This is a genomic window from Tepidibacillus fermentans (genome assembly GCF_004342885.1).
GTDB classification, from domain to species: Bacteria; Bacillota; Bacilli; order Tepidibacillales; family Tepidibacillaceae; genus Tepidibacillus; species Tepidibacillus fermentans.
The window spans coordinates 130,063-139,523 of the sequence record NZ_SMAB01000006.1 but is presented as its reverse complement, the minus strand read 5'-3'; the positions used below and the strand labels follow the sequence as shown (position 1 = coordinate 139,523).

Below are 9,461 nucleotides of genomic sequence, written 5' to 3'. Positions count from 1 at the left end.
CTAAATAAGATAAGAATCTTAGAAAATGATGAGCAAAAAAAGACAAATCCCAACTCAAATGAAGCATTTGAGTTGGGGTTTGTCGACAGTCTGAAACTTCAGCCAACAAAGCTGAAGTTTTTCTTTTATCTTGATAAATTCTTCTTAATGTAAATGATGATTGATTTCATCTAATAATTGATGAATTTGATCCACATCAGTTGGGAATTCGAACTCTTTAACGAAATGGTCTTGCTCTCCTCGATTAATAACGATGGAGACCGGATAGTGAGATACATGAATTGGAATTTGCAAATTCTCTCTTTCTAAGAAATCAATCAACCGATGTAATGTCTCCTCATCTGGAATATTAATGAAAACGTATTCATCACTCAGTTGATCAAAATCCAATTCATCAAGATGCGAATAGATACTTGGATATACCCATGTAACATCATAAGAATCTTTATTGGCCTGTTGTTCAATAAGATTGGAAGTAACAGATTGTAGTGTACTTCGATTTTTCTTTTGATCGTCAATAAATAGTTCATAATTATCTGGAAACGGTAATTGCTCATTTTCATCAGCCAAAACAATATTTCGATATTGAATCCGAGGTCCCTCTACATTAAAATATGAACTCTCAGTAGGCGAGTATAAAACGAAAACAACAGCGCTACAAACGGTCATACAAGTGGCCAATAAAGATGGCTTAAATTTTTTCAGTCTCTGTCTTACTCGTTGATGATGGATCTCACCAATATCTTCCATAAAACTGACAACTTCAATCATATCTTGTAGTTCTTTTCTACAACTGTCACAAACAGAAACATGGTCATTTAATTCTTTTTTCTCTTCCTCAGTAATACTTTGATCAATATACCCTTGAATTAAATGTTCATACTGACTGCAAGACATGATTTTATCGCCCCTCATTCTGAAAGTCTACTCTTAAGCATCTTTCTTGCACGAAATAATTGGGTTTTCACAGTGCCCTCTGGGATTTGTAAGGCTTCACTAATCTCGGAATAGCTTAAGCCATCAAAGTGTCTTAAAATTAATACATTTCGATAGATTTCAGGTAACTTTTCAATCTCTTCTTTAACCTTTTCTAATGTCATTTTGTTCTCTACTTCTTCTTCCACTGAAGGGGCATAGGAATGAATCGATTGTGGCGATAATAAATTATCTTCAATTGCTACCATTTTGAGACTTTTCTTACGAACTTTGTCTCGAAAACGGTTAGTCATCATCATACTTAACCAAGCTTTTAGTGATTTTTCATACACATACTTGTCCGCTTTGCGATGAGCTTGCCACAACGTTTCTTGAGTTAAATCTTCAGCATCTTCAGGGTTTCCTGTTAACCGATAAGCTAAACGGTACAAATAATGACTGTGCTCAATTATTCTATTAAAAAATTCATCTTTTGATTTCGTTTTATTCTGCAAAGTATATTGATTTTCCATTGTTCCTCCACCATTTTCTATGATAATTTTTTGACCTAATCATCTATGAAAAAATATCAGTATTCTATCTACGAAAATTTTCTATTCTATAATATTAACACAAATTAAGAGCAATATATTAACATATTAACAAAAAATTAAAAGAATAAAGTTTCTGGAATTCTTTCCATTCATAAAAAAATAAGACCAGCTTCTCGTTGGTCTTATGAATCTTTTTTCTCTTCTTGACAATCTTTACATAATCCATATATTTCGAATGTATGCCCCGTTACTTTAAAGTCTCCTGCCAATCCTTGCAGTAAATCCATTGGACACTCTGGCATCACAAAGGTCTTTCCACATTTGGTACAAACAAGATGATGGTGGTGATCTTCAACACAGGAAACTCGATACTTCGCTTCGCCATCCAATTGAGTTTCTTCCACCAAGTCTAGATCTGAAAGAATGGAGAGATTGCGATAAATCGTATCAAAGCTTACACCTGGAAAACGATTCTGAACTTGATTTAGAATTTCTTTGGCAGAAACATAACGATCTTGGTTGAGAATAGATTGAATAATTTCCCGACGTTGTTCTGTCATTTTATATCCCTTTTTTTTCAAATTCTCCAGAATCTCTTCTACATTCAAAATGATCACTCCATCAAAATTGTTCACATACAGTATAAATTTTTACACTTAATCAGTCAAAGGATTCATTGATTTTTCTTTGCTAATTGTTCTTGAGCCATACGGATTAATTCCTTAACCATTCTTCCTCCAATTTGGCCACCAATCTTTCCCGCATCTTTTGTGGATAATTCACCATTATATCCTTTTTTATAAGGAACCCCCGATCTCTTTTGCTATTTCATAAGGGATATTCTGCTGATCAATTCCAGGTTGAATAACATCTTCATTGATTAAGACCTGTTGCTTAAATTGATCAAGAGCAGATCTGGCATCAGGGACGACTGTTTTTTTACGATTTCTTCTAGCCATTTACAACAACTCCTTTTTTTCATAGAATATGTAATGATAAAAGAGATAAACGTAAAAAATCTCTCAGATTCAGGTATAATTAGTAGGACAAGGTGAATAATAATAGAATAACCACATTTAAAAATTTGGGGAGGAAAACCAATCTATGAAAAGAAAACAAAATAGTTGGTTTATTCGTATTACCATTCTCATATTCGTTGTCATTTTTCTGTTGTTTAGTATTGCACCTGTATTTGCTGATTCTTTTACAGGGCAACAAATTATCACTTTAGGAAAAGATCTAACGCAAAAACAAAGAGAACAAATGTTAGCAGAATTCGCTGCGAAACCAGATGCAAAAATTATTGAGGTAACTAACCAAGAAGAGCATAAATATTTAGGAGAAAGCCTTCCTGCTCAAAAGATTGGTTACAAGGCGATTTCATCATCTCTCATTACTTTTGGAGAGAAAGATTCTGGCCTAAAAATTGAAAGCAATAACATCACATGGATCACGAATGAAATGTATGTGAGTGCTTTAACAACTGCAGGTATTACAGATGCAGAGATTAAAGTATCTGCACCCTATCCTGTTTCCGGTACAGCCGCTCTAACAGGAATTATGAAAGCATTTGAACAAAAAACAGGCCAAACGATCAGTGATGACGTGAAAAAGGTTGCCAATGAAGAAATGATTAAAACTGCTCAATTAGCTGACAGTATTGGTGATAAAGATAAAGCCATAGAATTGATGAAACGAATTAAAGAAGAATTGGCAAAACAAGGTGCAAAATTGTCTGACGATCAATTACGAGAGATGATCCAAAGAATTGCTAGTGATTTAGGAATTCAATTAAGTCCTGATGAATTGAACTCATTAATCTCTTTGGTGCGAAAATTACAAAATGCCAATATTGACTGGAATCTTGTTAGCCAACGTTTAGATCAAATCAAAACAAAATTTCAAGATTTCGTTGCCGCTAACCCAGAAGCAAAATCTTTCTTCAGAGAGATTATCGAGTTCTTAAAACAGCTTCTTGATAAAATCTTAAGTTGGTTACAATAACATATATGACTTCTTAAGTTTGAGCTTGTATAAGAAACTCCTTATTCGATGGAATAAGGAGTGTTTCTTTTCATAATTCAGGAAAACATTGATCAAAGCGTTCACGAATTTCGCCAATCTCATACAACAAATTATTAATCATCATCGGAATTTTTTCCTTATCCTCTGTTTCATCCACGAATACAACCGTATCAACATCTAATTCCACCGCAAACTGATATTTATTCCCATCCCTTACAACAAAAATTCCGGAATTATTATAACTTGTTATCCCTTTATCCGCTAAAAACTCTGACTTTCTCATGACATGAGGTTTCACGTAGCAATCTCCTTCCATCGATTCATCATTACTTAATATGGATAACTCTCCGAAAACTATGTATCCTCCCCCCATCCCTATCCAAGCCTATTTTATGATATGATTATTTCGTATAGCGAAAGGATCGAAAAAAGGGGAAAATATTAATGAAACAATTTCTTGCCTTAAAAGACTTTTTTTATGAATACAGATGGCGTTATATCATTGGAATCATTTGGTTGATTGCTGTCGATTCATTACAATTGATTATGCCAAAGTTACTAGGCGCCTTTACCGATGCCTTACGAAATGGAACCTTATCAACCAGACAACTGCTACTTTATATCGCTTCCATTTTGGTCATTGCCTTATTTATGTTTATCTTCCGTTTTCTCTGGCGGATGTATGTCATGGGTAATGCTCGATTCTTGGAATATAAACTTCGTAATGATCTGTTCTCCCACCTACAAACATTATCTACAAATTATTTTAATCACCACAAAACAGGAGACTTAATGGCCCATGCTACGAATGATATCAATGCGGTACGTATGGCGGCTGGACCTGGTATTGTAATGATTTTTGATACGATCATCTTACTTGGTACAACAATTTTTATGATGATCCAAACCATTTCTTTAAAATTGACGATTATTGCTCTTTTACCACTCCCGTTTATGGCTGTTGTCACGGGAAGATTCGGAAAGATTATTCATCACCGTTTTCGTAAAGCCCAAGAATCTTTTTCCCATCTTACCGAGAAAGTCCAAGAAAATTTTTCCGGAATCCGTGTGGTAAAATCCTTTGTCCAAGAACAGGCAGAATTAGAAAATTTCACAAAAGCGAATCAAGATTATGTGGATAAAAATATGCATTTAGTGCGAATTCAAGCACTATTTGATCCGATCGTCCAATTTATTTCTGGGATTAGCTTATTGATCATCCTGTCCTATGGTGGGATTCTGGTCATCAATCATGAAATTACACTTGGAGATTTTGTCGCTTTTAACAGTTATTTAGGACTACTCATTTGGCCAATCATGGCAATCGGATGGGTAATCAATATTCTTCAACGTGGTGCTGCTTCAATGGCACGTTTGAATGAAATCTTTCAAACCAAACCGGAAATCTATGACCAAGAAGGACTTATACAACCTGACTTACAAGAAATAAAAGGGGATATTCGAATTCAGCATCTCTCCTTTGCTTATCCAAATCAATCAAATAAGGTATTATCCGATATTAATATACATATACCTCAAGGAAAAACGTTGGCAATCATTGGTAAGACAGGAAGCGGAAAAACTACGCTCGTGAATCTACTTGTCCGCCTATACGATGTAGAAGAAGGAATGATTCAAATCGATGGCCATGATATTAAGTCGTTCCCATTAGAAGTGTTACGGCAAAATATTGGTTATGTTCCCCAAGATAATTTCTTATTCTCTACATCAATCAAAGAAAACATTGGATTTGGTCTTGATTCTTATACAGATCAAGAAGTAGAGAAAGCCGCAGAAGATGCACAAATTCTTGATAATATACAAGATTTTCCAATGAAATTTGAAACGATAGTCGGAGAACGAGGTGTATCGCTATCTGGAGGACAAAAACAGCGGGTTTCCATTGCCCGTGCTTTAATCAAAAACCCTAAAATTCTAATTTTGGATGATAGTTTATCCGCCGTGGATACCAAAACAGAAGAAGCGATCTTAAAACGCCTTAAAGAAGTGATGAAAGAAAGAACGAGTATCATCATTGCTCATCGAATCTCTACGATCAAAGAAGCGGATGAAATCATAGTCCTTGATGAAGGAAAAATTGTGGAAAGAGGAACACATGAACAATTATTACAGTTAAAAGGTCAATACTATGACCTCTATCAAAAACAATTGTTAGAAGAAATGATTGCAAATGAATAGTTTTCCCATGTAACCGACAGCTAAAGGATGTGAATTCATATATGTCGATCGATTTTCATGAAGAAGAAACGTTAGGTAAAGCATATGATCATAAACTTCTAAAACGATTATTAAAATATGCAAGACCATATTGGTGGATGATTCTTTCTTCCATCATCCTATTATTATTGATTACAGCCTTTGAATTAGCTCAACCCTATTTGATAAAAGTTGCCATCGATGATCATATTAACGGAATCTATAAGCCAATGGTCGCCTACGAACTTGGGAAAGCCCCGATAAAAGGGGTTATTTTCCAAGATAAAGAATATGTAAGGGAAAAAGATCTAAAATCCACCCCAACGCAACTTCCTAGGTATCAAATCATTGAAACTAAAAACGCCATTTATCTCATACAAGGAATGATTGCCAAAGATCAATCCTACCAAGTGCAGGTAGTTCATGGGAAACCAACGATCATTTCTGGTGATAAAACCTACCCCACAACCGAATTGTCTACAGAGGAGTTTCAACGGTTTCGTCAGCAAGATATTCAATCTTTATATCGGATTGGTGGATTATTCTTTATCCTATTACTACTTAGCTTTATCCTTAACTATATCCAAATCTATCTGCTTCAATATACAGGCCAAAAAATCATTTTTCAGATTCGTCAGGAAATTTTTTCCCATGTTCAATCGTTACCATTAGCCTTTTTTGACAAAAATCCTGTTGGTCGACTAGTAACAAGGGTTACAAATGATACGGAAGCTCTTAATGAAATGTATACGAGTGTATTGGTTAGCCTTTTTAAGGATTTCTTTATCCTTATTGGAATTATGATCGTCATGTTAAAAATGAATGTGAAATTAGCACTACTTAGTTTTGTTTCGATTCCACTCATTATCTTGACCTCATTCGTCTATAAGAGGCTAGCTAGGGATGCATTCCGGATTGTCCGAACCCGATTAGCACGAATCAATGCGACCTTGAATGAAAATATTTCTGGTATGAGAATTGTGCAAATTTTTCATCGGGAGAAAAAACAATATGAACAATTTAACGTGATCAACAGTTCTCATTATCAAGCAAGTATAAAAGAGTTAAAAACAGCTGCAATTTTCCGACCATCGATGGATTTTATCTATTCCATCTCCTTAGCTTTTTTACTCTGGTTTGGGGGGAAAGATGTAATAGCTGGTGTGACGGAATTTGGAGTATTATATGCGTTTATCGATTATATTCGTCGATTCTTTCAGCCCATCAATGACCTAACTGAAAAATATACGATTATGCAATCGGCTATGGCTTCTTCTGAACGAATTTTTCAATTGCTGGATCATAAAGATACAATTCCAAATCCCACCCAACCTAAGCCCATCGGTCAATTGATGGGAAAGATAGAATTCGATCATGTCTGGTTTGCGTATCAAGATGAAGATTGGGTATTAAAAGATGTTAGTTTTACCATCCAACCTGGAGAAATGGTTGCATTTGTAGGCGCCACAGGTGCAGGAAAAAGTTCGATTATTAATTTGTTAGGACGCTTCTATGATATTCAAAAAGGATCGATTCGAATCGATGGTATCGATATTCGTGACATGGACAAATATGAATTACGAAAACAAATCGGGATCGTGCTACAGGATGTTTTTCTCTTTGCGGGAGATATTAAATCCAATATCCGTCTGAATCGTAAGGATATTACAGATGAGGAAATTAAACAAGTGGCTCATTATGTGAATGCGGATCAATTCATTGAAAAGCTTCCAAATCAATATGATGAAGAAGTGAAAGAGAGGGGTTCAACTCTATCCCAAGGCCAAAGACAACTTCTTGCCTTTGCTAGAACCTTAGCCTTTAATCCTGCGATTCTTATCTTAGATGAAGCAACTGCAAATATTGATACAGCAACAGAACAATTAATTCAAGACGCTTTAAACAAAATCATCCACGGGCGAACAACGATTGTTGTTGCTCACCGTCTCTCTACCATTCAACATGCAGATAAAATTATAGTCCTACATAAAGGAAGGATTCGCGAAATGGGCAATCATCAAGAATTACTATCCCTTAAAGGACTCTATTACAAGCTTTATCAATTACAATATAAAGAAGATTTTCAATCAAATCATATGGCTATGTGAAAAAGGAATAAAAATAGGTTTGTATGGTTCTATAAGCTGCGACATAGCATTAACTTGCAACTTTAGTTGCATAGAGTGACTTGTACCCTATGGGTGCTTTAGCGAGCGAGCTTTCCCACTTATCGTTTATTCAGGGAAAGCCGTAAGGTTAGGAGCAGCGTTAGAACATACAAGCCTAATGAACGTACTTTTCAATCTTCTTCCTTATTTCTTCCATCCAATAGGATTCTTCTAATTCTCCTTCTACCATTAGTTCATTGAGTAAGTCCTGAAGATCTTCCTGAATACTTCCCTCTATGTATGGATGTTCTTGTTGGTTATAAGCCATCATAATAAGTTGGGCTAATTCACACTTATTTTCAAAGGGTATTACTCTGACTTTCTTTTCGGTTAAATCAATTTCATTAATCATTTCCTTCATCAATATTTCCGAGTGACCGATTAGTTGGTGATTTTCACAAACAGGACAACTGTAAACGGGTACATTTTCAATTTTGATATTGTGATTAAAAAAAACGGTCCGAATCGTAATTTCCATTTCAGCTCCACAGGTACAAATTTTTTTCATATGTATCGAACACCTTTCCACTATGTAACATCAAAAAACGCTCAATTCAACTATCATTGTAACGAAAAAGCTAATCTTTCTACCTAGTAACTTCTTGGTATTTCAAGAAGTAAATGTTATTCCTTACTTTCTTTCTTTCGAACCCAGAAATAAAAAACAATAACCCCAACGATGGCACCGATAAAATCATTTACAAGATCATGAATGTCAGGTGTTCGACCTGGAACGTACATTTGATGCCATTCATCGGTAAGTCCATAAATTACACTTAATACAACAGCGACTACCATCGATTTTATCAAAGGAAATTTGCCAATAAGTGCATATATAAAGGTCATCGCAAGAATAAAATAAGCCACCAAATGACCCCAGTTTAAATCTTTAAAAAAAGGAAACATCTGATTCAGTTCTGAGCCAGTTCTTGAGGATAAATAGAAAATTCCAATCATCACAAATATTGACGGAATCCATTTCTTCATGAAAACCCCTCCATAGATAAAACTAACCTAAAAATTAAAAACAGATAAGCCCATTTTATCATTTTTTTCATAACCTTTTGAAGCACTGGGTCATAGACTATAAAGAAAAAATGAGCCTAGGAGGGTAAAATATGTATTCCATGAGTGTTCCTGGGGTAAATCCGATGTCTGTTTACTTTAAAAATTTCCCCAAATTCCTTGAGAACTTAAAGATGGCCATTGCGGATGAACGTGGAGCCATCGACTTATACACTAGACTATTAACTGTCGCCCCAACTGAAATCGCCAGATATAGTGTCCAGACTGCGTTAACTGATGAAAAAGTTCATAACAAACAATTAACTAGATTATATAAGAGACTCACTGGACATAAGCCAGTCATAGAAGTGAAAAAAGTAGAATTTCAGCATTTCTTCGATGGATTGCAAAAAGCATTTCTCGATGAAGTAAAGGCGGCTGAATTTTATAAAGAAATGTATTTATCCGTTTTTTGTCCGAATATCCGTGATATTCTCTATTTCATTCAACATGATGAAGTCGAACATGCAATGCTTTTTAATTGGGTTCACACAGAAATTAAAGCGTAAAACTAGAT

At 35.0% G+C, this 9,461-nt stretch carries 11 protein-coding genes and 1 pseudogene; 4 read left to right on the top strand and 8 right to left on the bottom strand.

What is annotated here, in order from left to right:
* Positions 1–144 precede the first annotated feature (144 nt).
* The 5 genes and pseudogenes from EDD72_RS05885 to EDD72_RS13015 all read right to left on the bottom strand — a co-directional run bounded on the left by EDD72_RS05885 (position 145) and on the right by EDD72_RS13015 (position 2,428).
* Positions 145–897 (bottom strand): anti-sigma factor family protein, encoded by a 753-nt coding sequence (locus tag EDD72_RS05885; protein WP_165894978.1) that lies wholly within the window; start codon positions 895–897, stop codon positions 145–147.
* Positions 898–911: 14 nt separating this feature from the next.
* A complete protein-coding gene (locus EDD72_RS05880) occupies positions 912–1,448 on the bottom strand; it encodes an RNA polymerase sigma factor (RefSeq protein WP_132768235.1) in 537 nt (178 codons plus the stop codon).
* A 203-nt stretch (positions 1,449–1,651) separates the two neighbouring features.
* Positions 1,652–2,104, bottom strand: coding sequence for a Fur family transcriptional regulator (locus tag EDD72_RS05875; RefSeq protein ID WP_243643785.1), 453 nt, complete (start codon positions 2,102–2,104; stop codon positions 1,652–1,654).
* Positions 2,105–2,142: 38 nt separating this feature from the next.
* Positions 2,143–2,229 (bottom strand): annotated as a pseudogene (locus tag EDD72_RS13020) (small, acid-soluble spore protein, alpha/beta type); the annotation flags it as partial.
* A gap of 37 nt (positions 2,230–2,266) precedes the next feature.
* Positions 2,267–2,428 (bottom strand): alpha/beta-type small acid-soluble spore protein, encoded by a 162-nt coding sequence (locus EDD72_RS13015; RefSeq protein WP_341539466.1) that lies wholly within the window; start codon positions 2,426–2,428, stop codon positions 2,267–2,269.
* A 145-nt stretch (positions 2,429–2,573) separates the two neighbouring features.
* On the opposite strand from EDD72_RS13015, the gene EDD72_RS05865 reads away from it, so the two are divergent.
* On the top strand, positions 2,574–3,473 hold the full coding sequence (locus tag EDD72_RS05865) for a DUF1002 domain-containing protein (protein ID WP_132768231.1): 900 nt from the start codon (positions 2,574–2,576) through the stop codon (positions 3,471–3,473).
* 70 nt (positions 3,474–3,543) lie between these two features.
* Here EDD72_RS05865 and EDD72_RS05860 read toward each other — a convergent pair whose 3' ends face one another.
* A complete protein-coding gene (locus EDD72_RS05860) occupies positions 3,544–3,792 on the bottom strand; it encodes a hypothetical protein (protein WP_132768229.1) in 249 nt (82 codons plus the stop codon).
* 146 nt (positions 3,793–3,938) lie between these two features.
* On the opposite strand from EDD72_RS05860, the gene EDD72_RS05855 reads away from it, so the two are divergent.
* Both EDD72_RS05855 and EDD72_RS05850 read left to right on the top strand, forming a co-directional pair.
* Positions 3,939–5,693: an ABC transporter ATP-binding protein gene (locus EDD72_RS05855; protein WP_132768227.1), complete on the top strand. Its 1,755-nt coding sequence runs from the start codon at positions 3,939–3,941 to the stop codon at positions 5,691–5,693.
* A gap of 41 nt (positions 5,694–5,734) precedes the next feature.
* On the top strand, positions 5,735–7,819 hold the full coding sequence (locus EDD72_RS05850; protein ID WP_132768225.1) for an ABC transporter ATP-binding protein: 2,085 nt from the start codon (positions 5,735–5,737) through the stop codon (positions 7,817–7,819).
* Positions 7,820–7,994: 175 nt separating this feature from the next.
* Here EDD72_RS05850 and EDD72_RS05845 read toward each other — a convergent pair whose 3' ends face one another.
* Positions 7,995–8,387, bottom strand: a complete 393-nt coding sequence (locus EDD72_RS05845) for a YgiT-type zinc finger protein (protein ID WP_132768223.1) — start codon at positions 8,385–8,387, stop codon at positions 7,995–7,997.
* A 116-nt stretch (positions 8,388–8,503) separates the two neighbouring features.
* Positions 8,504–8,866, bottom strand: coding sequence for a VanZ family protein (locus tag EDD72_RS05840; protein WP_132768221.1), 363 nt, complete (start codon positions 8,864–8,866; stop codon positions 8,504–8,506).
* A 131-nt stretch (positions 8,867–8,997) separates the two neighbouring features.
* Here EDD72_RS05840 and EDD72_RS05835 point away from each other — a divergent pair, with 131 nt between their 5' ends.
* On the top strand, positions 8,998–9,453 hold the full coding sequence (locus EDD72_RS05835; RefSeq protein ID WP_132768219.1) for a ferritin-like domain-containing protein: 456 nt from the start codon (positions 8,998–9,000) through the stop codon (positions 9,451–9,453).
* The last annotated feature ends 8 nt before the right edge of the window (positions 9,454–9,461 follow it).

Excerpts from the sequence above, each read along its gene's own strand:
- EDD72_RS05885 (WP_165894978.1), bottom strand. The coding sequence starts at position 897 with ATGTCTTGCAGTCAGTATGAACATTTAATTCAAGGGTATATTGATCAA.
- EDD72_RS05880 (WP_132768235.1), bottom strand. The coding sequence starts at position 1,448 with ATGGAAAATCAATATACTTTGCAGAATAAAACGAAATCAAAAGATGAA.
- EDD72_RS13015 (WP_341539466.1), bottom strand. The coding sequence starts at position 2,428 with ATGGCTAGAAGAAATCGTAAAAAAACAGTCGTCCCTGATGCCAGATCT.
- EDD72_RS05865 (WP_132768231.1), top strand. The coding sequence starts at position 2,574 with ATGAAAAGAAAACAAAATAGTTGGTTTATTCGTATTACCATTCTCATA.
- EDD72_RS05855 (WP_132768227.1), top strand. The coding sequence starts at position 3,939 with ATGAAACAATTTCTTGCCTTAAAAGACTTTTTTTATGAATACAGATGG.
- EDD72_RS05850 (WP_132768225.1), top strand. The coding sequence starts at position 5,735 with ATGTCGATCGATTTTCATGAAGAAGAAACGTTAGGTAAAGCATATGAT.
- EDD72_RS05845 (WP_132768223.1), bottom strand. The coding sequence starts at position 8,387 with ATGAAAAAAATTTGTACCTGTGGAGCTGAAATGGAAATTACGATTCGG.
- EDD72_RS05840 (WP_132768221.1), bottom strand. The coding sequence starts at position 8,866 with ATGAAGAAATGGATTCCGTCAATATTTGTGATGATTGGAATTTTCTAT.
- EDD72_RS05835 (WP_132768219.1), top strand. The coding sequence starts at position 8,998 with ATGTATTCCATGAGTGTTCCTGGGGTAAATCCGATGTCTGTTTACTTT.